The organism is Nostoc sp. DedQUE02 (genome assembly GCF_034531035.1).
Taxonomy (GTDB): domain Bacteria; phylum Cyanobacteriota; class Cyanobacteriia; order Cyanobacteriales; family Nostocaceae; genus Nostoc.
Genome location: NZ_JAVRBY020000010.1, coordinates 57,093 through 82,724 on the forward strand (window position 1 = coordinate 57,093; position 25,632 = coordinate 82,724).

Genomic DNA, 25,632 nt, shown 5'->3' on the forward strand with positions numbered 1-25,632 from the left:
TACTTCGGCTACGCTCAGTACAAGTTCGTAATTCGTAATTGAGGAAGTCAGATATTCTCTGGGTTTCCTTATTTTGTATGTGTGGTCTGATTTTTGGAGAATTGGTATTAAAATGACAAAAATAGCCAAGGGTAGACGACCTGTTTACTTGGAAAATTCGCAAACTGATAAATTGTTAGCGATCGTCATGGCTTTAACTGGCGAGGTGTCCGTGCTGCACGAGCGGCTGGACACCATTGAAAGGTTGCTAGAGGTTAAAGGGATTTTGTCGACTACTGAAATTGAAGCTTACGAGCCGGATGCCAAAGTAACTAAGGAGCGGGAACAGTGGCGTGCAGAATATATTGCACGGGTATTGCGCGTGGTACAGGAAGAATTGGAAACCCTTAACCAAAGCTAGTCATCCAGAGGTTTTAGTGGATTGTTCTAAGTAGCGGAGCGATCGCTACTCCTGTAACTAATTCAACTTTTACGTCAATATCTTCACAAGTATCAAATAATGCTCTTCAGATGGTAGCATTTAGCATCAACACTGCTGCTCTAGAACAATCAATTTTCAACCAAATTAATAACTACAGAGTTTCTCAAGGGCTACTGGCGCTGACTCGTAATCCTGCGATCGATAATCAAGCCATAATTCACAGTCAGAACATGGCTAACGGTACAGTTTCCTTGGGACACACAGGATTTTCAGAGCGGATTAAAGCAATCGGTATTTCTTACACAGGCGCTGGTGAAAATGTCGCTTTTAACCAGGGACATAACGATCCTGCCAAAATAGCGGTTCAAGGATGGCTTAATAGTCCAGGGCATCTTGCCAATATTAAAGGTAATTACGATCAGACAGGAATTGGTGTCAGTAGCAACAGTAAAGGCGAAATCTACTTTACACAAATTTTTCTTCGCTGATCGGTTTGGCAAAACTGAGGTTTTTTCTCAAATTCTTTGTTAGCAAAGCTTTTGCGAGATATCTCTTCATGTAGTTTCAAAGACATTTGTCTATTGAATACTAGATTATTTTTTTAGTAATTCATGAAAATCTGAAATTATCAGCCAAATTAACCGTGATTTTGATGAAGCTGACCGATTAAAGTATTGACAATGGGAAATGATTGTTTGTGTTCCTTGTAAAACATGTAGGCAAATTGCCAAAATTCATCAATCCTTAATAGTATCGTGGTACATATCCTCGGAACAATAGGGTAAAGTAGAAGTCTTATATATCTACACATTACGCAACTCTCCATGTTCCGACAAACTGCTTTTGGCATCGCTTTAAGTGCGCTTGTCCTTGCTAGTGGATTAACGACTGTTCAGATACCAAATCACTCCTCTACGAATACATCCACCCGTAATAAGCTGTTGTCGCTTTTTTCTAGTCAGGTTGCAATATCGACTCCAACTTTTAAAACTACTGAGCTAGAAAAATCAGTATTTGACCAAATTAATCGATATCGGGCTTCTAAAGGGCTACCAAAGTTGATTTTAAATGCAAATTTAACTCGACAGGCAAGAATTCATAGTCAAAATATGGCTAAAGGTAAAACCCCATTTAGCCATCAAGGATTTGAAGGACGAGTCAAAGCTATCCCTATTCGCTACAACAGTGCGGCGGAAAATGTTGCTTTCAATCGGGGATATAGCAACCCCGTAGAGGAAGCTGTTACTGGCTGGATCAACAGTCCTGGACATCTAAAGAATCTCAAAGGAAATTACAACCTGACTGGAGTTGGCGTTGCTACTAATAAACAAGGCGAAGTCTACCTAACACAAATGTTTTTTCGTACTAGGTAGATTTAATTGCTGATTTTTTTGCACAATAATAATGTAGTGTCTGACAAGACTTTTGTCCGATGGACACTGCTATTATTTTTGAAAGATTGATGATATTACAAGATTTTCAGGTGAGCGATCGCGATCTCAGTGACGCAGCCCTTAGCCAGTATTTAGAATCGACAGCGATCGCAGTTGATACAGAAACGATGGGATTATTGCCCCTGCGCGATCGCTTGTGTCTTGTCCAGCTGTGCAATCCAGAAGGGAAAGTGACTGCAATCCGCATAGCCAAAGGACAAACTGACGCACCCAATTTAAAAAAACTCTTAGAAGCAGCCAATGTCGTAAAAGTGTTTCACTTTGCTCGATTTGACTTGGCCACTTTACGAGCCAATCTGGGGATTCAGGTTAAACCTGTTTTTTGCACCAAAATTGCTAGTAAATTAGCTCGTACTTACACAAATCGCCACGGACTCAAAGATGTGGTGCAAGAGTTAGAGCAAGTGGAACTAGATAAAAGTTCTCAAAGTTCTGATTGGGGTAACGCTACTAGCTTAACTGAAGCTCAACTAAGTTATGCTGCTAACGACGTGCGCTACTTACTTAATGTGCAACATAAGTTAATAGAAATGCTCAAACGAGAAGAACGTTGGCAAATTGCTCAAGAATGTTTTGAGTTTCTACCAACGATAGTTTCCTTAGATTTGTTGCAATTTAAAGATTTGTTTGAACATTGATAAGTAGGTGGACACAATTATTTAAAAGACGCATTTCGACTTCGCTCAATGCTCGGTAAGCTTATTCGTTGAGGGTTGAGTTTCGACCCTTCGACTACGCTCAGTGCATCGCTTGGCGGTAATCGAGCGAAGTCGAGATTCAACTTCCGCGCAGTCGAAACCCGGCGAGATCGAGTTAGGTTTAATTTAGTCCTTCTACTTAAAAAGCAGTAAGCGCAAGAAATTCTTATTGCTCATCGATTCATTTAAATTGACAGGTAAGCAAGTTCGTAGTAAGGACTAAAGTCGTTATTTCCCAGCACTTTAGTGCTTACTACAAACCCTGATGCTAATTTCCTCTTTCCCTAAGATCCAACATTGGAATCATCGGTGTTTCCAGGATTTTTAGATTGATTAACACCTTCCTTGAGGTTGCTGGCTCCCTCTTGAACACCTTCCTTGAGGTTGCTGGCTCCTTCTTGAATGCCTTCTTTGAGGTTACTGACTCCCTGCTTAATCGCTTCTGTCGGGCTAGTACCTCCCTTTTCCAGATTTTCTTGGTGGCTTTTTAGCCGATCTACAACATTGTACTCATCTGCACCTGGGGGAGTTTTTGATTCAACAATGCCTTCTGTTGGGCCACCGATCGCCTTCCATGCGGCAAGACCACCTTTGAGTTCGGAGACATGCACAAATCCATTAGAACGTAGTTGTTGTGCGGCTTGGGCAGTTTCTTGATCGTTAGCACCGTAAACGTAAATATCGCGGCTCTTATCCAAAGAAGGTACTGCGCGCTCTACCAATTGATCTGCTGGCATTGGCATTGCTCCCATAATGTGACCTTCGTTGAAGATCGAGCGATCGCGCACATCCAATATTGTAAAAGCTGGCTCGCCCCATTCTAGACGAGTCTTTAGACTGTGAGCATCAGATTGTGCTTGTATTGGTGGCTGTGGGGGAATGATGCCGCCTGCTATATTATTAGTCATAACTGCTCCTTGGTGAAGATATTAATAGTAAGTTAGCGAACTCAACATATTTAATTGCTCTTTCGCTGGGATGAATATTTTCAAAATCTGTCCTCAGATAGAGTAAGCAATTTGAATAATCTCTACCAATTAATCAATTGCAAATAACGCCAATCGAGACTATATCGAGACGATATTTGTTACTAATACAATTACAAATATTTAAATTTATGTTTTTTTATTTACTAAATTTATAATTTTTTAAAAAATATTAGTTTAAAATGAAAAACATTCAGCTATTAATGTAGGAATTGCGTACCTTTTTAATATCAGCGATCGCTAATAATGTCTGTTCAATTTCTTGTCGTACTCTTGGAGTTACATAAGCAGCATTATTGAGGCGATTTACCAACAATTTATTGACATCGTTATATATATTGCTGAAGCAATTCTTTTTGCTGTTCGTTAAACTGCCAAGTGTAACCAATATTGTGATACTTAATCACGATATAAGACTCATATTTGATTTCTGAAAAAACTCAGTACAAATATATAAATAGTATATTTTTTTACTTATAAGCTCCTTATTCCTCCTCGCGATGCTCTGAGTCCTTGGCTTGTCATAGTCTCAGACTGAAACTTGTAGTATAGTATATGCTTAAAAGGGTAGCTACATGTCAATGCGCCAGAGTAGATTTTCGTAGACCTTCTTCAGAAGAGCATACCTATTGACTAGAGTACAGTCCAGTAGGTAAGAGTTGAGAATCTAAATTGGCTCATAAGTTAATTTGTAAGCCTTTGTAGAGACCTAATGAATCAGGGAGTGCATTACTTTTTTAAAGTTGTAGCAATTAGAGTCGCTTCTAGATGTGTATTTGGACTATTTGCAGTTATGGAGATGGCTTATAATTACACTTACCCTAAGTGTGAAAAATTAAAATTATACAATAGAAATTTAAAATTATACGAAAATCCTACAATACCTATACATTTTATCAACATTACAGTGGCTGAAGTTTTCATAAACTTCATGGAAAATTAATTGTAAACAAGTACTACAGTAGCGATCGTACTCAGCAGAGACGCGCGTGAATATACCCCCCAACAGAAACACGTAAAGCAAAACTGACGCAACAGCGAATCGCAGAATCCACAATAGGCAGCATTTATGGTTATGGTTCCCGCTACTACTCCCAAAATTCTGATTGTCGATGACGACTTCGGGGTGCGAAATCTCGTCTATCGTTTTTTAAGTCGGAAATATCAAATAGAATCCGCAGCAGATGGTAAGACTGCCTTATCCTTATTTGAGCAATTTAACCCAGCTTTAGTAATTTTGGATTGGAATTTGCCGGATGTTTCTGGTTATAGCCTCTGCCAAGAAATGCAGAGTCGTACTAATGTTTTAGTACTGATACTGACTAGTAGGACTGACGAGGCTGATAAAATTAAAATTTTAAGCGCAGGTGCTGATGACTTCATGACTAAACCATTTAGTCTTGCAGAAGTCGAAGTTAGAGTAGAAGCTCTTTTGAGGCGGATACGTTATATCAACCCTTCCCCAACACAACGGATCATTTTCAAGCAGTTAGCAATTAATCCAGAGAGTCGGGAAGTAACACTTAACGATAAACCTCTTGCCTTAACAGCGCTGGAATTTAATATCTTACATTTTTTAGCAAGTCATCCTAATCAGGCGTGGAGTCGTCCACAACTAATCCAAAAAATCTGGGGTTGCGACTATATAGGAGATGGACGGGTGGTTGATGTGCATATTGGTCAGTTGCGTAAGAAGATGGAAATCGATACCAGCGTGCCGGAGTTTATTAAAACTGTGCGAGGCTATGGTTACAAGTTTGAAGTGCCCGATGAGATTACTAATTCGTAATTAATGAGTACTTATAGGGAATAGGGAATAGGGAATAGGGAATAGGCAAGAGGGAATAGGCAATAGGGAATAGGCAAGAAGATTTCAGAAGATTAAGGTATACGAATTTTTTTCAAAAATCAAATATGAACCTATCCCACTAATCATTTTTGTGCTACAAAACTTAAGTTTGTTAAAAAATGAAAACGAAAAATCAAGATTTTCAAGCATATTTTGCGAAGATAACTAGGAATTTTTAAAATAGCGGAATAGGTTCATGAGTGCTATAACCTGTCACTATTTATTCCAGAAATTCTCAAGTCTCAGGTGAAAGAGTCAGATTTAATGGGTGATAAAGAATGGTTTCTAGAGTTAACCCGTCAACTGCATAAAAGTAGAGCGATCGCAGTTGGGGGTATACTCAGGTAATATATGCACGAATTAGAGGATAAAAACCATACCTCATTAATGAAAGTAAACAACTAATAAACTTTTCAACTATTTGTTACCCATTTTTCTTGCTGATATAACTATAATACACATTATATAATTACTCATATATGTAATGAAAGATTCATTTAGCAGAAAAGCAGAATCACTGCAACACAAGCTGAAAAAATATTTGCGATCGCTTAACCGTTGGTTGTTAGATACACCAGAAAGGGCGCTCTTAGAAGCTTACCAAGCAGCTCAAAGAATTCAAAACATTGAAAACGAACATTTTGATGGCAAAAAAATATCTTTACAATCAGTAAAGTATACTGAAAACGTAATGTCTTATTGGCAAGTATATCTTAATAAGAACTTAACTATTATTAAAATCAGGCTTGCAGAATTTCAACTTAGTCGCGGAATTGTCGATATCTCTAATTCTGTTTTGTTAGAAAAATTAAAGTTTATTGACGAAGTTTTAGAAAAGTACGCTATCAAAGATGAACTAATTAGCAATAGCCCATTAGTGCCAACTTATCAACCCCTCAAAATTAACCAGAGCGAAGTAAAAAAACAGCCAAATTTATCTAATATCAATTCATCTAATATCAATGAGATTAAATCTAAGCCTCCAAATAAAACATCTAGAGTTGTTCCGAGTTCTGTTGGCAGGGGAATTAATAAAATTCAATTAGGTCTTTTACCGCAGACAGAAGAAGAATTTGTCAGAAATTATCGAATTTCTAAAGGTAAAACAACAATTGCCTTGAGATTTCTGATAATTCTAATTATTGTCCCGCTATTAAGTCAATATTTATCTAAACAATTTTTAGTAACTCCAATATTAGAAAGGATAAGAGGAGATAACACAACTCAAATTTTTATCAATTCTGACATGGAAAAAGAAGCTCTCCATGAATTACATAATTATCAAGAAGAACTGAGATTTGAATATTTGCTTAATCAAGCACCACAGCTTTCTTCAGAGCCAATACAAGAAAAAATAAAAAGTAAAGCAATTGAAATTTCTGAGGAATTTCGTCGGAAAAGTAATAGTAATATTAGTAATGTTTTTGCTGATTTAATATCACTATTTTCTTTTGGTATAGTTATCGCTCTAAGCAAAAGAGAAATTTTGATTCTCAAGTCTTTTATGGATACCATTGTCTATGGTCTTAGCGATAGCGCCAAGGCTTTTTTGATTATTCTCTTTACAGATATATTTGTAGGATTTCACTCTCCAGATGGCTGGGAAGTCCTTCTTGCATCATTGGCAGAACATTTAGGTCTGCCAGCCAGTAGAAATGTCATCTTTTTCTTTATTGCTACATTTCCTGTGATTTTAAACACTATTTTTAAATATTGGATATTCCGCTATCTGAGTCGTTTATCTCCATCAGCCTTAGCTACATTAAAAGAGATGGACGAGTAATTTGTAATTTCCATAAAAACACATTCTTTGGCTAAAAAATGTGTTGTTTACCATAAATCAATTAATTACAAATTACGAATTATTTTGGCGTATTTGTCTCTTGATTCGCTAGGCTATATAATATATCCTGGTTATTCTAAAGCGTGCTATGGATTTTGAAAGCCAAGCCAATGCCCCAACTCCTACAGATAACATAGAGTTTGCTCAATCAACTATTAGGCGTAAACCACTAGAATTGCTGCGAGATGCTGAAGCTTTGCTACGTCGTCCAACTGTAGCAACACTGTCACCAATTTTGCCACCAAAACTGAGCGATAGATTCCAAGCAACCTCATCTTTAGCAGATGACTCCTTTAAGGAACTGGCAAAAATTGACCTAGACACTATTAGTGATTTTGAACTGCGTTCTGCACGAATTTTTGTTGGCTTAAGCTTTGTTGGTTTTGGGGCGCTCATGATATTGGTGCTGCTGCTATACTTAAACACATTGCATCCAAAAATCACTACAGGTGAGCAGATTCGGCAATACTGGTATCAATATGTTTGGTTTGTCAGTTTAGGCATCACGGGAATGTTTCTCTTGGGTCGTGAAGCAATGCGTCCTATGCCAAAGCGACGGAAGTAATTTTTAATCAAGTTTGGTCATAGAGATATAGCAATCGGATTTGATTTCTGTATCCCTCACGGGAGCGTAGCTATACTTATTTGCGTAGGAGGGAATAGGGAATAGGGAATAGGGAATAGGGGATAGGGGATAGGGAATAGGGAATAGGGAATAGGGAATAGGGAATAGTCAAGAAGCTTTTTTGAGTTTTACTGAATTTTTTAAGTTTCAAAAATTAATACTTCAAAATAGGCTTGTATATTAATTAGACGTAAGGAAATTTTATACATGAATCATGATGCTTTCATTGTTTCGCCAGGTTCAAAGATTTCTTTGAAAAAAAACTATGACCCAGCTTATAAGAGTGATTTTCATCAAAAAGCTGATGCTGCAATCAAATTACAGACAGATGTTGAACGACTAGCTAATTACCAAAATATTCTCTACGCTCAAAATACTTATGCTTTATTAATTATTTTTCAAGCAATGGATGCTGCTGGTAAAGATAGCACTATTAAACACGTGACCTCTGGTGTGAATCCACAAGGATTTCAAGTGTTTAGTTTTAAGGGCCCCAGTGCGGAAGAATTAGACCATGACTATCTGTGGCGCTCGATGAAAGCTTTGCCAGAAAGAGGACGAATTGGGATATTCAACCGTTCGTATTATGAAGAAGTGCTAGTGGTTCGTGTGCATCCTGAAATGCTGAAAAAACAACAACTTCCTTACTTTCCTGATGGAAAAAAGATATGGAAACAGCGTTTTGAAGAAATTAATAATTTTGAAAAATATTTGGTAAATAATGGTGTAATCATCCTGAAGTTTTTTCTAAATGTCTCGAAATCAGAACAGAAGAAACGCTTTCTAGAACGGATTGAACTTCCTGAGAAAAATTGGAAGTTTTCTGATAATGATGTCCGAGAACGAGCTTTTTGGGATGATTATATGAATGCCTATGAAGACGTTTTTAACAACACTAGTACTAAATGGGCACCGTGGTATATTATTCCTGCCGATCGCAAATGGTTTACACGCTTGACTGTTGCTAATATCATCTGCACAAAATTAGAAGAATTAAATCTGCAATATCCAACAGTAAGTGAGGAACATAAGCAGCAACTTTTGGCAGCGAAACGTATTCTAGAGCAGGAAGATTAACTTATAAATGTGATAGGTAAAGGCAAAAAACGCTTAAGAAGTTTAGATATCCTGTATAATTTACTTTAGCAAGGACAAAAAATTGTAGTTTAATTAACTTTATTAATCCTAACTTGTAATTAAAGAAGTTACGCAGATAATTATAGACAGAAAATCATAATTCAGATGGCAGAAAATGCCAAAAATCATCCACCTCACTTTACTAATGCTGCCTTTGATATAGTCGCGATCGCAGCCTCAGCAGGCGGTCTAACTGCTCTAGTTAAAGTGCTATCGACTCTACCCGCAGAATTTCCAGCCGCGATCGCCATTGTGCAACACCTTGGCCCTCAACACCGCTCGTTCATGGCAGAAATTCTCAGTCGGCACACAGATATGACCGTCAAACAGGCGCAAGAAGGAGATTGTCTTACCCCAGGAACAGCTTACGTTGCCCCCCCTAATCGTCACCTGTTGGTTAACGGTGACGGCACTCTTTCCTTATCACAGTCGGAATTAGTACATTTTTTACGTCCTTCGGCTGATTTATTATTTGAATCGGTTGCAGCCATTTATAAAGAGAGAGCGATCGCTGTTGTGCTAACTGGAACAGGTAGCGACGGCACAATAGGAGTAGAAGCGATTAAGAAAATGGGCGGTACTACTATTGTCCAAGACGCAAAAACCGCCGAATTTTCCGGGATGCCCTCGGCTGCAATTCAAACTGGCAATATAGATTTTATTCTCCCCCTCGATGAAATCTCCGTTACCTTGTTGGCTTTGGTCAAAGGAGAATCTAAGTAAGTAGGGGAGGCAGAAGGTAGGAGGCAGGGAGCAGGAGAGATATGTTTTAGAATGCAACTTAGTGTCACCATAGTTTAATGAGTCTTTGATACTCATTAATCAGGTTCAGAACTCCTTTAATCAGTCTTTGATACTCATTAATCAGGTTCAGAACTTCTTTAATCAGTCTTTGATACTCATTAATGAGGCTTAGAACTTCTTTAATCAGTCTTTGATACTCATTAATGAGGTTCAGAACTTCTTTAATCAATCTTATAAGACTCGTCAACAAGTCTTTAATACTTCTGAGTTTTCACGTCATGTGGAAAAGCCAACGGAAAACCTAACCCCCCAGCCCTTCCCTACAAGGGAAGGGGGAGAAATCAAAGCCTCTCTCCTTTTAGGGGAGAGGTTGGGAGAGGGGTTTTCCATATCCCGTGAAAAGTCAGTTTAATACTTACGGACGTAGCTCGGAACTCTGCTTCCTGCCTCCCCTGCCCCCTCCCTCTACCCTATGACTTCCGCACAAAGAGATCCCAAATTTGAAAATCTCCTGATTTATCTCAGACAAAGCCGGGGATTTGATTTTACAGGCTATAAGCGCTCAACCTTGATACGTCGGGTATGCAAGCGGATGCAATCATTAAGTATAGAAAGTTTTGAAGAGTATCAAGACTACCTAGAAGTTTATCCCGAAGAATTCAATTATCTTTTTAACACTATTCTAATTAACGTCACTGCTTTTTTTCGAGATTCATCAGGTTGGGAATATATCGCAGAGCAAATACTTCCTAATCTGATTAAAAACAAAAAAGCTTCTGACCAAATCCGCATCTGGAGTGCTGGCTGTGCTTCTGGGGAAGAAGCTTATACTCTGGCAATTTTGCTAGCTGAAATATTGGGAGCAGACGAATTTCGCCAACGAGTGAAAATTTACGCCACAGATGTAGATGAAGAGGCTCTCAACCATGCACGTCTCGCTGTGTATTCTGCCAAAGATGTCCAAGCAGTCTCAGAGCAACTGCGGCAAAAATACTTTGAGATAGTCGGAAAGCGATATGTATTTCGCCAAGACTTGCGCCGCTCAGTGATTTTTGGTCGCCACGATCTGCTTCAAGATGCGCCCATTTCGCGCTTAGATTTACTGGTCAGCCGCAACACATTAATGTATTTTAATTCTGAGACTCAAGGGCGAATTCTGGCGCGGTTTCATTTCGCATTAAATGATCATGGTTATCTGTTTTTGGGAAAAGCAGAGATGCTATTGATGCATTCTAATCTGTTTACCCCACTTGACTTAAAAAATCGGATATTTACTAAGGTATCGACAGTGAATCTACGCGATCGCCTTTTAGTTATGGCAAATTCAGTAAATGATGAATCTAGCAGCCGTTTGGCGCGACACTTGCGGCTGCGAGATATAGGTTTTGACACAGCACCAATCGCCCAAATAATCATTGATATCAATGGCACTCTGATAATGGTAAACGAGCAGGCGCGGACTTTGTTCGCCCTTTCTCCCAAAGATTTAACTCGTCCTTTCCAGGATCTAGAACTTTCCTATCGACCTGTTGAATTGCGATCGCTAATTGAACGGGCTTATACTGAACGTCGCCCTGTCAACTTGACAAATGTAGAGCGTTATTTGTCTAATACAGAAATCCAATATCTAGACGTGCGAATTACGCCTTTGCAAGAAACAGACAGCAGTTTTTTAGGAGTCAGCATCTCTTTTCATAATGTCACACGTTATATTCAACTCCAAGATGCCTTGCAAAGGTCGCAACAGGAATTAGAAACTACCAACGAAGAACTCCAATCTACCAATGAAGAATTAGAAACTACCAACGAAGAACTCCAATCTACCAACGAAGAATTAGAAACTACCAACGAAGAATTACAATCTACAAATGAAGAATTGGAGACAATGAATGAAGAACTCCAATCTACTAATGAAGAATTACAGACAATTAATAGCGAATTGAGCGAACGCACCACAGAACTTAATCGCACAAATGTTTTTCTTGTCTCTATTCTCAAAAGTCTTCAAACGGGAATAGTTGTAATTGATACTACCTTTAATATCTCTATTTGGAATTATATGGTAGAAGATTTATGGGGCTTACGAACTGATGAAGTTGTCGGAAAGTCTATCTTCAGCTTAGACATTGGACTACCAGTCGAACAATTGCGATCGCCCATTCGCGAATCCCTATCCGGGAAAAAGCAGTTTCAAGAAATGATCCTCGATGCTACCAATCGTCGGGGTAGACAAATAAAATGTTATCTGGCAATCACCCCGCTACTTGGCACTGAAATACAAGGAGCAGTTTTGATAATGGTAGATGTAGAGAGAGTCAATAGTATGATTTCTACTCAAGAAATGCAGGAACGACGGCAGCAGGAATGAAAAAAGCAGGGGGCAGCACTTCGGCTCCTTTCGACTTCGCTCAAGGCAAGTCGGTCAGTGACCGGGGGCAGGGGGGGGGGCAGGGGGTCACTGAGCGTAGTCGAAGTGAGGCAGGGGAGGCAGGGGGAGAAAAGAACTTGATTTTCTGAGGATAAATCCCGCAAAGTGTCTTTGGTGGACTACTAGTTTAAACTATTGAAAAATCCAAAATCCAAAATCGCTCGACTGAGCGAAGTCGAAGTCCAAAATCCAAAATTGATTGATGTGCTTACTCAGTTACCAACTATCAACGTCCTGAAACAACCCACTAGCTTTGCTTGGGTTGAACAAGCGATCGCTAATTTAGATATCATTTTACTCGACCACTCTCACTGTGAACGCAAAGCAGCAGGCGTGGCCTTGAATATGATGTTTCGCTACCCTTCCAATACTAAAATGGTGCGGGAATTAACTGCGATCGCCCGCGAAGAACTAGAACACTTTGAGCTAGTTAACCAATGGTTAGAACGCCGGAATATTCCCCTAGCCCCCTTACCCCCGCCTCCCTACGGCGCAGGTTTAAAAACTCAAGTACGCCCTAAAGAACCTGAGCGATTTCTGGATTCCTTACTAGTCACTGGTTTAATAGAAGCTCGCTCTCATGAACGCCTGGGACTATTAGCTGCTCACTGTCCAGAGCCAGAGTTAGCAAAATTTTATCATGGGTTAATGGCATCCGAAGCGCGACACTACGGTATATATTGGGTTTTAGCTGCTACTTACTTCGACAGAGAAATAGTCATGCAACGGCTTGATGAATTGGCAATTGTCGAAAGCGAGTTACTGGCGACTTTGCACCCAGAACCTAGAATTCACAGTTAGTAGACTAAGGTAACAGATATGAAGCTTCAGTTAACACACCTGAGACTACTTGTCTCCAACTACAAAGATTCTTTTCTGTTCTACCGGGATCTGCTGAAATTTGATGTCGATTGGGGCGATGAAGATAGCGGATATGCTGAGTTTAATACTGGATATGTCAAGCTGGGTTTGTTCAAAAAAGAATTAATGGCTGAAGTCGTCCCCAGAATCGAACAACCTTCGTATGTTGTCAATCGGGATAAAATTGTCTTGATTTTCGCAGTGGATAACGTAGATGAGGTTTATGAACAAGTAAAAGAGCAAAATGCGATCGTCGTGACTCAACCACAAGATCGCCCAGGCTGGGGAATCCGCACAGCTCATTTCCGCGATCCTGATGGCAATCTCATCGAAATCTACAACAATTTAGGAATTGTCAGTTAAAAATTCGTTATCAACAATTAAATTTATTTATCGAAACAGAATCGCGTTACTCAACACTCCTGAATACATTAGACTTCCTGCAATCAGGGTAAAGGTGAAGGGAAAAAGGGTAAAGAAACTCAAAATCCTTTCCCTATAACATGCACCCTTTTCCCCAAGAGTGCAAAAATATATTTTGCAAGAGGTTTACTGTTGTCTGCAATGGGTGAAGCGGAACGTTAACAAAATTTGCTACTCAACCGTTTGGGCATTTCTGACTCTGCGGCAGCTTTTTCTGATTCTGCCAATGCCAGAAAAAACAGAGCAGTTGCACTGAAATACAACTGCTCTAAAAAATTACTTGGATAGATATCGCGTTTCCTAATCATCTGAGGTAAATTATAGCCCCCTCATCGCTTGCGGGGAGGGGGTTGGGGGTGGGGTCAATACTACTCGGGTTTTGCATTTTGAACTCAGAATTTGGTTTGGGGAAAAGGTTAAAGGGGAAGGGTTAAAAGTTTTTTCTTTCCCTTTTCCCGTTCCCCTTTTCCCCTTAACCGACAAGTATTGGGGGTGGGGTTGCTGTACCTGACAAGGGTAGAGAAACGCTATATTTTCTACCTATCGACAGATCCCATAATTACGTCAACACTACCAAGAATGACCACAATATCTGCAACCTTCACTCCGCGCAGTAAATGGGGAACAATCTGGAGGTTGTTGAAATCTGCTGCGCGAATCTTCCAACGTGCAGGGAAGACGTTATCATCGCCAACCAAATAAATTCCCAATTCACCTTTACCACTTTCTACACGAGCGTAGATTTCACCCTTGGGCATTTTGAAAGTCGGAGAAACTTTTTTGCCGATGAATTGGTAATCAAATGCGTCCCACTCAGATTTTTTACCTGCGGCTAAACGCTTGGCTTCCAGATTTTCGTAAGGGCCACCAGGAAGTCCTTTAATTGCTTGGCGAATAATCTTCACAGATTCGCGCATTTCCCGCATCCGCACCACATAACGGGCAAAGCAATCACCGGCTGTTTCCCACTGTACATCCCAGTCGAAATCGTCGTAGCATTCGTAATGGTCAACTTTCCGCAAATCCCATTGCACGCCAGATGCGCGTAACATGGGGCCAGAAAGTCCCCAGTTAATTGCTTCTTCACGGGTGATAGTACCAAGACCCTCAACACGTCGCCGGAAGATGGGGTTATCAGTTACTAAACGTTCGTACTCATCAATTTTGGGTAATAGGTATTCGCAGAATTCCAGACACTTATCTACCCAACCGTAAGGTAAATCGGCTGCTACTCCACCAACGCGGAAGTAGTTGTTATTCACCATTCGATAACCTGTGGCAGCTTCCCACAAATCATAAATCATCTCCCGTTCCCGGAACTGATAGAAAAAGGGAGTTTGTGCGCCTACGTCAGCGAGGAAGGGGCCAAACCACAGCAAGTGGTTAGCGATGCGGTTCAACTCCAGCATGATGACGCGGATGTAGCTAGCACGTTTGGGGACAGCAACACCTGCAAGCTTTTCTGGGGCGTTAACAGTGACGGCTTCGTTGAACATTCCCGCCGCGTAGTCCCAGCGACTAACGTAAGGAACGTACATTACATTAGTGCGGTTCTCGGCGATTTTTTCCATTCCCCGGTGCAAGTAGCCGATAACTGGTTCACAGTCAACGACATCCTCGCCATCCAGAGTCATGATTAGCCGCAGAACCCCGTGCATTGAGGGGTGGTGTGGCCCCATGTTTAGCACCATTGGTTCAGTGCGGGTTTCTAGTCTGGTCATAGATTTCGTGTTCTCCGTTCGTGAAAATTTTGAATTGAACCGCCTAGATGCCAACCACAGCCGATTTATCTAGTCTGCCAAAATGAGGTTTGTAGGGGCAATCTATATAAATTTGACTCTACAGGGTTATGTTGGAGAGAGGATAGCAGCGAAGGTGTTGTAATTGTTTCATTTCGTTGCACCTCTTCAATTATTATAGGGAAGCTTGATATGCAAGGGATTGAGGCACAGGTTTTTTTTCATCTAATCTCTTTTTGCATTTAAAATCCTGATGCTGTTAAATCCTGTTCAATCTTGTATAAGTTCGTGTCTAAGGCGAATGGTACGTATACAGCCAACAGCTATTTAGATTTTTGAAGAAGAATTCAGAAGCGATGCCCTGAGCTTGCCGTTCGCGGAGCGTCTCGTAGAGAAGGGTCAGAATACAGGAGCCAATTTATTTATCAAAGATGAAATCAGATTCACAAACACCGCTAGATTTAGAAGAACTGGCTTTTTCCCATATTTCCGTTTTGGGTCGGGAGGTAATTGAGGGTTTGGCGGTGCGTCCAAGGGGGCATTATTTGGATGTGACGGTAGGCGGTGGTGGTCACAGTCGCCTGATTTTAGAAGCTGCGGCGGATGTGCGGGTAACAGCAGTTGACCAAGATAAAGATGCTTTAGCCGCCGCGCAGAAGAATTTAGCTGAATATAGTGATCGCATACAATTTATTCATCGCAATTTTGCTGACTACGAATTTCCCCCCAATACTTTCGATGGTATTTTAGCCGATTTGGGGGTAAGTTCTTACCATTTAGACCAAGCAGAAAGAGGTTTCAGCTTTCGTCAAGCTGCAAATTTGGATATGCGAATGGATCGAGAGCGATCGCTAACTGCTGCTGATGTGATTAATAATTGGGATGAAGCAGAATTAGCTGATATTTTCTTTAAGTACGGTGAAGAAAGATTATCACGGCGCATTGCTCATCGTATTGTAGAACGACGACCGTTACACACGACTACAGAATTAGCTGATGCGATCGCTTCTTCTGTTCCTCCAAAATACCGTTATGGCAGAATTCACCCGGCTACCCGTGTTTTTCAAGCTCTGCGAATTGTCGTCAACGATGAGTTAAAATCTCTAGAAACCTTTTTGGATAAAGCTCCAAATGCCCTTGTTCCTGGCGGCAGAATTGCGATTATCAGTTTCCACAGTTTGGAAGACCGCCCAGTGAAGCATGGTTTAAGAAATTCACCTTTATTAAAAGTATTGACAAAAAAGCCGATTATTGCTCAAGAAGAGGAAATCGAGAAAAATCCGCGATCGCGATCGGCAAAACTGAGGATAGCAGAAAAGTTGCTGTAACTACAATGCAGCATTAAACTGCTCCATCTTGTGGCTCAGAACTGCTGCGAATATGCTCAATGAACTTAGGATAATTTTCTAAATCTTGTTCTGACTGTAACGGTGGCATTTCAATCCAATTACCTTCGAGATGCAGCTTATCCACATAAGCGTAGAAGGCTTCTTGATCTTCCCGATGAGCAAGAACGTAATCATGTAACTCTTTCTGACTCATTGTATAAAAATTAGGCTTGCTCATCCTATGTATCTCCATTTGCCGTTAGAGTATATCTCATAAAAGGGAAATGGCGTTGTGGTACATTACTCTACGCCATTCTTGATAATGCATTTTCCTCTACTCGCTCTCGCCCTTCATCTCCCCAACGGGATTCGACAAGTCCTTTCTTTAAAACTTGCAGAGTAATTTCTTTCGCGAAATGATATCAACTTTGCCAAAACAACGATCTGCTAATCTAGCGTTGTTGAAGAGTTAAAAAATAAATGGAAATTAGTAATCTGTTTACAGCAGGTGGCATCGTAATGTGGCCTCTGCTGGCATTCTCTTTGTTAGGGGTGGCGCTGATTATCGAACGCATCATCTTTTGGGTAAAGATAAATAATCGGCAAAACAAGGTGGTGCGAGAGGTGCTACAGCTTTATCGTCTTGATAATGTAGTTGGTGCTTTAGATAAATTGCATAAAAATACTGATTTACCCCTGGCTCGAATTTTTCTAGCAGCTTTAGAATTGGAGGAGGCGACACCAGAGGAATTTCGTTTGGCATTAGAAAGTGAAGCCCAAGCCGAAATACCCTTGCTGAAGCGATCGCAAAATATTTTTGAGACAATTATTGGTCTTGCGCCCCTGTTGGGACTTCTCGGCACTGTTTTAGGATTAATTAACTCCTTTGCCTCTCTAAATATCGGAGATGTGGGAGGTACTAAAACAACAGGTGTAACATCTGGAATTAGTGAAGCTTTAGTATCCACAGCATCAGGGTTAGTAGTGGCAATCTTTACGCTTTTATTTGCCAATACCTTCCGAGGACTCTACCAGCGCCAGATTGCCTGGATTCAGGAATATGGAGGACAGTTAGAATTACTCTACCGTCGTCGCTACGAAAGAGGAAATAAATCTTATGTACCTACTAAATGAAGCAGAAATTCTTGAGCGAAAAATTTTCTCAGACAGAGAACACACAGAGGCAAAAGAGTCTATTGGAATATAACTTCGAGCATTACCTCACTCCATCAAACACCATCGCCCTTAAGCCCCTGTTCAATTTTAAAGTCAAGCATGGGAGTCACCTTCCATACTTAGGTTAAAGGTTTATCGCCCTCTCCCTGTCCTCCTATGCCTCCTTCCTTTTGTGGTGCAGACATGATTTGCTTTTGCTGTTCTTGTAGCCAGCTTTCAAAGAGTTCATTCAGCAGGCGCACTTTCATAAATTCATCCAGTTGTGCTGGGATAAATTTTTCCAGCCGCAAAATCACGAACCATTCAGCGATGCGGGTAGGGGGCAATATCTGACCTGGTTGACTGCTAGAGAGCATTTGCACCATTACAGGATGTAGTGCATTCAGTTCAATTGGGCCGACTAAACCGCCAGTTTGGGCTTCTGGCCCAAGTGAATATTCCCGCGCCAAGTCAGCAAAAGAGTTTTCTTTTGCTTGAATCCGAAAGTAGAGTTCTTGGGCAATTCCTACATCCTGGGTTCGCAGTAGAGAATAAATTACTTTGTCCAGTTTTGCCTTGGACTGAAAAAAGTAAGATTCTAGTTTATTACCCCAAGTGGCTTGCTTGAATTTTTCAATTTTCAGCTTCCGAGTGGTAATAACTTCTAATTGTTCGCGAGTCACCCCTTGATGTGCCATCCAAGCCTGGATGTCTTCTTCATTTTTGAACTGTTTTTCAGCGTAAAACTGCTGTTTAGCTTGGGCAACTTCCTCTGGTGTACACTCTATTGCTATCTTGGCAGAGCGTGAGTTTTGCTCGATCGCCTCATCAATAATTAATTCCCGCCGCAACTGTGGCAGCATTTGGTAACTAGCCAGTAAGGAAATCAGTTCACTAGCTGTGATTGTACGATTACCGATTTGGATGGCTTCAGTCATTAGCTTTCGGGCATCTCAAGAATATCTAATCTGTTAAAGAAGCTATACCGTAGCCCATTTACTAGGAGCTTTGCCTTAATCTTACCGAGTTAGGTATACTAACCTCACTTTCGCAATAAATAATTAAATAGCTACTTGGTAACATACTTAAAAATATACAGTCTATATGAGTTTTTATCAAAGATTCTACGCAAATACGCCCAAGAAATTAGCGAGTCAGACAATCCTACTTCGCTAATGCTTCTTTCCAAGAGGCTGTGTGAATCCTATTTAGCGCCTGGAGACCTGTTAAAAGTTGTCAGGGATGAAAAGGCAGCACATCCGATGCGACCTTTTCTATGAGGGATTTATGTATCCAGCAACCAAAAATTCTCAAGTCTACAATGACTCTAAATAGTCCAAAAGATCCGCCATTTCTTGGGCACTAGGTTGGAATTTTGGCATTGGCGGTGTTTCGCCACTGATCACTTGGTGAATCAGTCCATACCGAGACTTGTGCTTGGAAACACCTTGTAAACTAGGCCCTACTCGCCCGTCTGCTTGCAAGCCATGACAACCAGCACAGTTAATTTGAAAGATTGCGTGTCCTTGAACTGAGTTCCCTGTTAAGGATAGAACACTCTTGACGTATGGATCGGAGGCTTGAACTAACTGAACAGTAAAAAAGCCCAAAGGGACTGCTAGCAGTATGGCCAGCGTCAATAAAACGATCCTCTGAATCAAAATTTCAGGTTTGTTAATCTGGTTATCCAAAAGGTTTGCGGTGAAAGTCTAGGTGTGCTGAAAAGTTTTCATTTCCTACACATAGCTTAAAAGTTCTTGATTGTGTCTGCAAGCACAGAAGACTATTTTTTTGTGGGCAGTCGCTCTCGAAAAAGGCTGTAGGGCGCAGGATTCATACGAAATTTGGTAAAATCAAAAACAAGCAACGAATATTTAATCATTACAAACAGGAGATTTCCAGTGGTTGAACCCCTGCTATCAGGTATTGTCCTTGGTCTAGTTTTCGTCACTCTCGCCGGACTGTTTTACGCTGCCTATAAGCAATACAAGCGTCCTAATCAGTTGGGAGGATAAGGAATTAGAGACGCGATTAATCGCGTCTTAGGAGTAGAGACGCGATTAATCGCGTCTGTACAAGATTTAAGAGTAGAGATGCTATTAATTGCGTCTGTTATATTGTTCCTCATTTCCTTGATCTGCTCTTAATCCCTCACTCCGAATTCTGTAGAAAGTGAGTGATGTGTTGCCGTAAACTTTCTGGCGGCAAGTTTCCCAAGCAGGAATCTCTGGTGGTGTCCAACCTTGTGAGGCGTGTTCAACTGCAATTTCGCCGCTATGATCTAAAAGTTGATGGTGAGCGATCGCTTCTAATACTGGCTGATACAATCCACTGGCATAAGGTGGATCAAAATAAATTCTATCGAATTGCTTGCTTGATAAAGTCTTTAACTGCTGGGTAATATCTCCACGTAATACCCGAAATTCTTGGTCGGCATTAGCTACCTGCTGCCAATTTTGTTGAATGGTGGCACAGGCTCGGCTCGATTGTTCTATTCCCACTACTAGGCTGGCTCCCCTACACAAAGCCTCTGCGCCCATTGAACCAGTACCGGCGCATAAATCTAGCCAGCGACAACCTGCAATTTCTCCTTGCCAAATATTAAATACTGCCTCTCTTACCCGCGCACTAGTGGGTCTAGTTTCTTTTCCTGGTAAAGTTTTTAGCTGGCGATTTCCGTAAATTCTCAGACTCATTGCTCATTGGGCATTGGGCATTCTCATTTATTAACAAAGGACAAATCACAAATCAAAGATGGCAAAAAGAATATTAGGCTGGAATTTTTTCGCGTACTTGAGCAACGAAATTAGACAGGATTTGCAATCCAATATTAGAGGATTTTTCGGGGTGAAATTGGACTGCCATCAGGTTTTCATGAGCGATCGCAGCTGTGACGGTTTGAGTACCGTGAGTGATAGTTGCTGCGCGGATTAGCGGGTCTATTGGGTCAACATAGTAGGAATGGACAAAATACACCCAAGGATCGGCCGGTAAATGCTCCCACAAAAGACTTTTTGGTTGAGTCATTTCCAGCTGATTCCAACCCATGTGAGGAATAGTGATCTCAGCTTCGGGACGAAACCGCCGCACTTTTCCTTTGATAATTCCTAGTCCTGGTTGAGTACCTTCGGCACTTGATTCAAAGAGAATTTGCAATCCTAAACAAATTCCCAAAAAAGGTTTACCAGATGCGATCGCATCTTTAATCGGTTGTTCCAAACCACGCGATCGCAGGTGTTGCACTGCTGGATCAAATGCTCCTACTCCCGGTAGGACTATAGCATCTGCCTGCTCTAATTCCTTTGGAGAAAAAGTAACATTAGGAGTTGCCCCAGCTTTTTCCAAGCCTTTACAGACTGAGTGCAAATTTCCCATCTCGTAGTCTACGACCGCAATTACTGGCATTTACCTGCTCCTTGTAAATTTATTATGGAGGGTTTTTCTATTCTAAATAATATTTGTTATGAAGAAAAGAATTCTATTAACTTCTTTTGACATTTGGCTAAAGGATCAACAGTCAAATTCTTCTGATGATTTATTACTTGAAGTTACCAAACTTGATCTGATCCCACATCACTTAACTTTTTTACGACAGTTACCCGTAGATGTGCAACTTGCCAGTACCCAGGTAATTGAAAAAATCAATGCAATCCAACCTGATTACATTATCTGTTGTGGCATGGCTGCAAGCCGTACACAATTAAGTGTGGAAGCAGTTGCTAGCTGGAAAGAAATTGTTTTACAGACAGAAGTTGATTTAGAAAAATTAGTGGCGGGAGCAGCAGCAATTCAGATTAGCCACGACTGTGGGAAATTTGTTTGCGAGGGTCTTTACTATTCAGTGTTGGACTACTTAAGTCAAAATAAACTCACGGCACGTTGTATTTTTGTCCACGTTCCGGTTCTCAATCAAGAAAATTTGATGGGGATTCTTGCCGATTTCGTATTAATTATTAACAAACTGGCACTTTCATCAAGTTGTTAATGTCTGTATGGTGAAAGAAATATCTAAGTATATGTTGCCATTGTTACTAATTTTTCCCATCGCCCAATCAACTCCTACCGCACCATCACCTGAAGAAGTCGTGCAACTACAAGAAGTACGACCTTTACCAGGCCAATTGGATACAGTGCCAACCTTTAACAGCAATAGTCCAGAATTAGTTTTGAAAGAAGGAATTTTACTTTCCACCTTTCCACCAGATGGAAAAAAAGTGCCAACAGCGCATCTAAATTTTCCCTTTCGGGGACGATTTGATATTTTTGCCCATCACGTTGCGAGGGCTGAACCAGCAGAGAATTTACGTTCTCTTTATTTAGGGATAATTTTACATAACCCTGGTTCTGAATCAGTGAAGGTGAATATTTGGCAGGCGGCGAGTTATTTGAGTCAACCGGATGCACCATTTATTCAATTACCATCTTTTAGTCAAAATCTTTTAGGTAAAGTTTTTGCCGGGCCAGGCGATCGCGTCATGTCTGATGTGCTTCGGGGAGTGCGACAAGAGATTTTCCCTGCTCAAATTGACATTCCAGCAAAACAAAGCCGGATGTTACTAAATTTACCAATTCCTGTACAGGGGTTGACACCACCCTTGAATGGTCGATCTACATTGATCCGACTGCAAAGTGATGGCACTGTCTATGCAGCTAGCCTTGCGATGTTTGCACGGGTAAATCCTGATGGCAGCGAGCGATCGCCTACCTTAGAAGAATGGCAGAATTTACTAGATAATGGTGATTTGTCTGGGCCACGAGATAAAGCCCCAACTCCCTTAGAGGGAACTGATAAGCCAAGAATTTATGGGCGTGTAGCTGGAGTAGCTGGTGGTTCACGATGGAGAGCGTTATTAGTAGATAATCCTAAAGCCAGATATCTGACTATTCCTCAGCCTGGTCAAGTGTTTTCTTACGCTCTGAGTACCCTGCATGGCGGTACCTTAGGAACTGGTCAAATTCAAAGTGCGCCTATGCTGGTGCGTTATCCTGACACCGCATATCGCGCTCATGGTAACTATGGAATTCAATATAATCTGAAGTTGCCGCTATACAACAATACTCAAAGTCCTCAAACTGTTAGTGTGTCGATACAAACACCACTTAAGGAGGATCAGTTGGGAAAACCGGGGTTACGCTTTCTGAGTACACCAGCCCCTCAAGTATTTTTCCGGGGAACGGTGCGAGTACGTTACAAAGATAGCCAAAATCAGCCCCAAACTCAGTTTGTGCATTTAGTGCAAAAGAGAGGTCAACCAGGAGAACCGTTAGTTTTATTAAATATGAAAGCAGGCGATCGCTCTTTAGTAGAAGTTGACTTTCTCTATCCGCCGGATGCTACACCACCACAAGTACTAACAGTTTCAACTCAAGCCGAACCTCGATAATGATTACTGGGTAATAGGTAATAGCTTGTCTCCAATTACCTATTACCAAAAATATTTAGTCAGTTGATTTACAAAGCTCTGCTGTTTACTAACTTGACCCTGCTCAAATATAACTTGTTCGGGGCGATCGCTTACCTAACAGGGCAGTCAACATGATCCTTAAATTAACTTCTTCATATTGATCAGCTTTTCACCCCAGGTTTCTATATTTAGGATGAATATTTATTCCGCTCCATACATTGCAATAGAAGTAGCAGACTATAGCAAGTAATAAAGGGACGGCATGGCAACCGATCAAATAATGAATCAAGAAACTGAATTAAATTCGCTCCAGCCGCTTGTTGGAATCTTGATTTTACTGGTAGAGGATGAGCCAGATATTGCAGATTTGCTCATCTTCATTTTGGAAGCAGCCGGTGCAGAGGTGATAGCTTTAACCGATGCAGAAGAAGCCCTTACCTTAGTCGAATCACTTCATCCCGATATTCTCGTGTCCAATGTGAAGTTACCCGAACATGATGGAAATTGGTTAATTGAGCAAATTCGAGTGCATTCTCGGCCATTTCTAAGAGAGTTGCCTGCGATCGCTATCACTTCTTATACACGTGATGTTTCCAGTCATAAGGCTTTGAATGCTGGCTTTAATCGATTTTTAGTTAAGCTTGAAAGTCCAGAGGAAATCGTAGCTGAGATTGTTCAGCTGCTTTCTACCGTTATTTAAATATAAATACTCAGTTTTGATCTTGTTCTTGACACTGATTTGCTCCAATGGCGCTGGGAGGTACAGCTAGCTGTACACTCCTAATAAATGGCTCTACCTTGGAAACCAAACCCTAAGTGGGCAGGATGAGATATTGGATATACAGCATAAGCCTTGGTGGTTAAAACATCATCTGTTGATGAAACTTAGACACAAAAAGACTTTTCACCCAGTCCCCAGCGATGCACTGAGTTTCGACACAACGACTACGCTCAGTGCATCGCTTGGCGGTAATCGAGCGACTTGCACTGAGTTTCGACTACGCGGTAATCGAGCGACTTGCACTGAGTTTCGACACAACGAATACGCTCAGTGCATCGCTTGGCGGTAATCGAGCGAAGTCGAGATTCAACTACCGCGCAATTGTTGTGTCCCCAGTCCCCAGTCCCTTGCTATATTTGTTAACTTTATTGAAAACCCTTTGCTGGCTTTTTTTGCCCTTTGCTCTTGGGCTTAGATTTGTTAACTTCTCCTAAAGCTTCCTGAAATAAATTGTGTAGATGTATAGGGACGCTAGCAATTTCTGGTAACTCTGGCTCAATAGGTTTATTGAATTCTTGCAAAAGCGAATCCAAGTCATTTTCAAGGCTAAACTCTGGACGTTGCAGAACAGTTTGCAACACATTTTCTAATTTACTTGGATACTGTTGCGCTAATCGATGCCAAATAAAAGCATTAATACTTTTATCTTCAAGGTAGTAGCGAACTAGTTTTTCAGCCCCTTGAACACTTTGCCAGTCCGATGCTGATAAAATTTCTTGTACCTTACTATATGTTGGTAAAAACATTTGTCCCCAACGGGGATGAGAAAGAGCCGTTACCTGTTCTGCTTTCTTGAGTTCAGCAGGCAAATCAACTTTTGGCATCACCATTTTGCTATTGCCGCTTTTGCTGTTAAACATCTGAGAGACTGCATTTGAGTCAGCACCAAATTCTTCTGCTGCTGCTTTGATTTCATCGTCTCCAATGCCAGCCGCTTCTGCCACTTCAGCCAGAGATTTAGAAGTATCAATTCCTGCGGCTGCAAAAGTTTTTTCAGTAATTACTTGTTGAAATTCCGCTATTTTTTTATTAAGCTGATATCCAGATAGTGTGATTTCATCAGTGCCAAAAAAATCCACAAACTGCTGATGATATTGTGCTACTGACTGCCAAGCTTCTTCTAGCAAGTCTGGCGCATCGCTGTAAAGATTACTTTTATAGTTTTCTTTGAAATTACCAATTGCTACAGCAAGTTTTGGTTTACCTAATTTACCCATTATTGTGTAGGGGCCAGAAAACATCCAGTAGCTATCAGTGACAGGAGAAATGCGAGTTAGCAAGATTTCTCCGACTTTCAACCGAGATATTGCCTGTAATGTTTGAGTATTATTTGGCTTGACAATGTAGTGTTTATCTGTCAACCAGTTCGTCAATTCAAAGCCATCAGGTAGAATATTCGTTATGGCAAATAAGCCAATAAAACTATGATGCCAACTATTGATCAGGCTGCGATCGCTCTCTTCTAAATCTGGATTGTTTTCGATAAACAACTCTAATGGAGACTTATCACCGACTTTCCCATCTGTCAGAAAACTATCGATGATTAAATCCTGCTGCGTACTATCCCCACTTCCACGGCGCAACTGTGCGGCTGCATAAGTTTCCAATGCTTTTGCCAGCTCGCCTTCAGCATCAAGGACAAAATCAACCAAGGCTTGTTTTAATTGGTGCGATCGTTCTAATATGACATCCACAAGTTAATCTCTCGGTGCAACAGATGTAGATTATAGCTTTTGAGAGAATTACGGCATCTAG

The 25,632-nt window shown here is 40.9% G+C and carries 30 protein-coding genes and 1 pseudogene; 20 read left to right on the top strand and 11 right to left on the bottom strand.

Features of this window, described 5'->3' with window-relative positions; genetic code table 11:
• Window positions 1–112 precede the first annotated feature (112 nt).
• From RMX98_RS11470 to RMX98_RS11485, 4 genes are all read left to right on the top strand, one after another.
• A complete protein-coding gene (locus tag RMX98_RS11470; RefSeq protein ID WP_322679015.1) occupies window positions 113–400 on the top strand; it encodes a hypothetical protein in 288 nt (95 codons plus the stop codon).
• 110 nt (window positions 401–510) lie between these two features.
• On the top strand, window positions 511–909 hold the full coding sequence (locus RMX98_RS11475; RefSeq protein WP_322679016.1) for a CAP domain-containing protein: 399 nt from the start codon (window positions 511–513) through the stop codon (window positions 907–909).
• Between the two features lie 336 nt (window positions 910–1,245).
• On the top strand, window positions 1,246–1,794 hold the full coding sequence (locus RMX98_RS11480; RefSeq protein ID WP_322679017.1) for a CAP domain-containing protein: 549 nt from the start codon (window positions 1,246–1,248) through the stop codon (window positions 1,792–1,794).
• An 89-nt stretch (window positions 1,795–1,883) separates the two neighbouring features.
• Window positions 1,884–2,513, top strand: a complete 630-nt coding sequence (locus tag RMX98_RS11485) for a ribonuclease H-like domain-containing protein (RefSeq protein ID WP_322679094.1) — start codon at window positions 1,884–1,886, stop codon at window positions 2,511–2,513.
• A 521-nt stretch (window positions 2,514–3,034) separates the two neighbouring features.
• Here the strand turns inward: RMX98_RS11485 and RMX98_RS11490 are convergent.
• From RMX98_RS11490 to RMX98_RS11500, 3 genes and pseudogenes are all read right to left on the bottom strand, one after another.
• A pseudogene (locus RMX98_RS11490) lies at window positions 3,035–3,481 on the bottom strand (rhodanese-like domain-containing protein); the annotation flags it as partial.
• A gap of 271 nt (window positions 3,482–3,752) precedes the next feature.
• Window positions 3,753–3,875 (bottom strand): hypothetical protein, encoded by a 123-nt coding sequence (locus RMX98_RS11495; protein ID WP_409880733.1) that lies wholly within the window; start codon window positions 3,873–3,875, stop codon window positions 3,753–3,755.
• 13 nt (window positions 3,876–3,888) lie between these two features.
• Window positions 3,889–3,966 carry an NACHT C-terminal helical domain 2-containing protein gene (locus RMX98_RS11500; protein ID WP_409880734.1) on the bottom strand — a complete coding sequence of 26 codons (78 nt, stop codon included), beginning with the start codon at window positions 3,964–3,966 and terminating at the stop codon, window positions 3,889–3,891.
• Window positions 3,967–4,628: 662 nt separating this feature from the next.
• Here RMX98_RS11500 and RMX98_RS11505 point away from each other — a divergent pair.
• The 9 genes from RMX98_RS11505 to RMX98_RS11545 all read left to right on the top strand — a co-directional run bounded on the left by RMX98_RS11505 (window position 4,629) and on the right by RMX98_RS11545 (window position 13,409).
• Window positions 4,629–5,348 carry a response regulator transcription factor gene (locus RMX98_RS11505; protein ID WP_322679019.1) on the top strand — a complete coding sequence of 240 codons (720 nt, stop codon included), beginning with the start codon at window positions 4,629–4,631 and terminating at the stop codon, window positions 5,346–5,348.
• 291 nt (window positions 5,349–5,639) lie between these two features.
• Window positions 5,640–5,756, top strand: coding sequence for a protein rep (locus RMX98_RS11510; protein ID WP_322679095.1), 117 nt, complete (start codon window positions 5,640–5,642; stop codon window positions 5,754–5,756).
• A 136-nt stretch (window positions 5,757–5,892) separates the two neighbouring features.
• The gene (locus tag RMX98_RS11515) at window positions 5,893–7,191 is read left to right on the top strand and encodes a proton extrusion protein PcxA (protein ID WP_322679020.1); all 1,299 of its coding nucleotides are present in this window, start codon (window positions 5,893–5,895) and stop codon (window positions 7,189–7,191) included.
• A 148-nt stretch (window positions 7,192–7,339) separates the two neighbouring features.
• Window positions 7,340–7,816, top strand: a complete 477-nt coding sequence (locus RMX98_RS11520) for a hypothetical protein (protein ID WP_322679021.1) — start codon at window positions 7,340–7,342, stop codon at window positions 7,814–7,816.
• A gap of 267 nt (window positions 7,817–8,083) precedes the next feature.
• The gene (locus RMX98_RS11525; RefSeq protein ID WP_322679022.1) at window positions 8,084–8,953 is read left to right on the top strand and encodes a polyphosphate kinase 2 family protein; all 870 of its coding nucleotides are present in this window, start codon (window positions 8,084–8,086) and stop codon (window positions 8,951–8,953) included.
• Window positions 8,954–9,109: 156 nt separating this feature from the next.
• Entirely contained in the window at window positions 9,110–9,736 is a 627-nt protein-coding gene (locus tag RMX98_RS11530) for a chemotaxis protein CheB (protein WP_322679096.1), read from the top strand.
• Between the two features lie 493 nt (window positions 9,737–10,229).
• Entirely contained in the window at window positions 10,230–12,125 is a 1,896-nt protein-coding gene (locus RMX98_RS11535; RefSeq protein ID WP_322679023.1) for a CheR family methyltransferase, read from the top strand.
• A 264-nt stretch (window positions 12,126–12,389) separates the two neighbouring features.
• Window positions 12,390–12,986: a tRNA-(ms[2]io[6]A)-hydroxylase gene (locus tag RMX98_RS11540; RefSeq protein WP_322679097.1), complete on the top strand. Its 597-nt coding sequence runs from the start codon at window positions 12,390–12,392 to the stop codon at window positions 12,984–12,986.
• Window positions 12,987–13,004: 18 nt separating this feature from the next.
• Window positions 13,005–13,409: a VOC family protein gene (locus RMX98_RS11545; RefSeq protein WP_322679024.1), complete on the top strand. Its 405-nt coding sequence runs from the start codon at window positions 13,005–13,007 to the stop codon at window positions 13,407–13,409.
• A gap of 218 nt (window positions 13,410–13,627) precedes the next feature.
• Here the strand turns inward: RMX98_RS11545 and RMX98_RS11550 are convergent, their stop codons facing one another.
• Both RMX98_RS11550 and RMX98_RS11555 read right to left on the bottom strand, forming a co-directional pair.
• The gene (locus tag RMX98_RS11550; protein ID WP_322679025.1) at window positions 13,628–13,777 is read right to left on the bottom strand and encodes a hypothetical protein; all 150 of its coding nucleotides are present in this window, start codon (window positions 13,775–13,777) and stop codon (window positions 13,628–13,630) included.
• 228 nt (window positions 13,778–14,005) lie between these two features.
• Window positions 14,006–15,190 carry an NAD(P)H-quinone oxidoreductase subunit H gene (locus RMX98_RS11555; protein WP_322679026.1) on the bottom strand — a complete coding sequence of 395 codons (1,185 nt, stop codon included), beginning with the start codon at window positions 15,188–15,190 and terminating at the stop codon, window positions 14,006–14,008.
• A gap of 449 nt (window positions 15,191–15,639) precedes the next feature.
• Here RMX98_RS11555 and rsmH point away from each other — a divergent pair, with 449 nt between their 5' ends.
• Window positions 15,640–16,536, top strand: coding sequence for a 16S rRNA (cytosine(1402)-N(4))-methyltransferase RsmH (gene rsmH / locus RMX98_RS11560; protein ID WP_322679027.1), 897 nt, complete (start codon window positions 15,640–15,642; stop codon window positions 16,534–16,536).
• A 13-nt stretch (window positions 16,537–16,549) separates the two neighbouring features.
• Here rsmH and RMX98_RS11565 read toward each other — a convergent pair whose 3' ends face one another.
• Window positions 16,550–16,774, bottom strand: a complete 225-nt coding sequence (locus tag RMX98_RS11565) for a DUF6887 family protein (protein ID WP_322679028.1) — start codon at window positions 16,772–16,774, stop codon at window positions 16,550–16,552.
• A gap of 242 nt (window positions 16,775–17,016) precedes the next feature.
• Here RMX98_RS11565 and RMX98_RS11570 point away from each other — a divergent pair, with 242 nt between their 5' ends.
• On the top strand, window positions 17,017–17,670 hold the full coding sequence (locus RMX98_RS11570) for a MotA/TolQ/ExbB proton channel family protein (RefSeq protein ID WP_322679029.1): 654 nt from the start codon (window positions 17,017–17,019) through the stop codon (window positions 17,668–17,670).
• Between the two features lie 161 nt (window positions 17,671–17,831).
• Here RMX98_RS11570 and RMX98_RS11575 read toward each other — a convergent pair whose 3' ends face one another.
• Both RMX98_RS11575 and RMX98_RS11580 read right to left on the bottom strand, forming a co-directional pair.
• Complete coding sequence (locus RMX98_RS11575) at window positions 17,832–18,629, bottom strand: peptidylprolyl isomerase (RefSeq protein WP_322679030.1); 798 nt, start codon at window positions 18,627–18,629, stop codon at window positions 17,832–17,834.
• Window positions 18,630–19,007: 378 nt separating this feature from the next.
• The gene (locus RMX98_RS11580) at window positions 19,008–19,382 is read right to left on the bottom strand and encodes a cytochrome c (protein WP_322679031.1); all 375 of its coding nucleotides are present in this window, start codon (window positions 19,380–19,382) and stop codon (window positions 19,008–19,010) included.
• Window positions 19,383–19,592: 210 nt separating this feature from the next.
• On the opposite strand from RMX98_RS11580, the gene petG reads away from it, so the two are divergent.
• Window positions 19,593–19,706 carry a cytochrome b6-f complex subunit V gene (gene petG, locus RMX98_RS11585; protein ID WP_063721252.1) on the top strand — a complete coding sequence of 38 codons (114 nt, stop codon included), beginning with the start codon at window positions 19,593–19,595 and terminating at the stop codon, window positions 19,704–19,706.
• 84 nt (window positions 19,707–19,790) lie between these two features.
• Here petG and rsmD read toward each other — a convergent pair whose 3' ends face one another.
• Together rsmD and hisH are read right to left on the bottom strand one after the other, a co-directional pair.
• Window positions 19,791–20,387 carry a 16S rRNA (guanine(966)-N(2))-methyltransferase RsmD gene (rsmD, locus tag RMX98_RS11590; RefSeq protein ID WP_322679032.1) on the bottom strand — a complete coding sequence of 199 codons (597 nt, stop codon included), beginning with the start codon at window positions 20,385–20,387 and terminating at the stop codon, window positions 19,791–19,793.
• Window positions 20,388–20,460: 73 nt separating this feature from the next.
• A complete protein-coding gene (hisH, locus tag RMX98_RS11595) occupies window positions 20,461–21,096 on the bottom strand; it encodes an imidazole glycerol phosphate synthase subunit HisH (RefSeq protein WP_322679033.1) in 636 nt (211 codons plus the stop codon).
• A gap of 58 nt (window positions 21,097–21,154) precedes the next feature.
• On the opposite strand from hisH, the gene RMX98_RS11600 reads away from it, so the two are divergent.
• From RMX98_RS11600 to RMX98_RS11615, 4 genes are all read left to right on the top strand, one after another.
• Entirely contained in the window at window positions 21,155–21,676 is a 522-nt protein-coding gene (locus RMX98_RS11600) for a peptidase C15 (RefSeq protein ID WP_322679034.1), read from the top strand.
• 31 nt (window positions 21,677–21,707) lie between these two features.
• Window positions 21,708–23,075, top strand: a complete 1,368-nt coding sequence (locus RMX98_RS11605) for a DUF3370 domain-containing protein (RefSeq protein WP_322679098.1) — start codon at window positions 21,708–21,710, stop codon at window positions 23,073–23,075.
• A 283-nt stretch (window positions 23,076–23,358) separates the two neighbouring features.
• Window positions 23,359–23,796 carry a response regulator gene (locus RMX98_RS11610; RefSeq protein ID WP_322679035.1) on the top strand — a complete coding sequence of 146 codons (438 nt, stop codon included), beginning with the start codon at window positions 23,359–23,361 and terminating at the stop codon, window positions 23,794–23,796.
• A gap of 133 nt (window positions 23,797–23,929) precedes the next feature.
• Complete coding sequence (locus RMX98_RS11615) at window positions 23,930–24,166, top strand: hypothetical protein (protein ID WP_322679036.1); 237 nt, start codon at window positions 23,930–23,932, stop codon at window positions 24,164–24,166.
• A 76-nt stretch (window positions 24,167–24,242) separates the two neighbouring features.
• Here the strand turns inward: RMX98_RS11615 and RMX98_RS11620 are convergent, their stop codons facing one another.
• Window positions 24,243–25,571 carry a hypothetical protein gene (locus RMX98_RS11620; protein ID WP_322679037.1) on the bottom strand — a complete coding sequence of 443 codons (1,329 nt, stop codon included), beginning with the start codon at window positions 25,569–25,571 and terminating at the stop codon, window positions 24,243–24,245.
• Window positions 25,572–25,632: the final 61 nt, after the last annotated feature.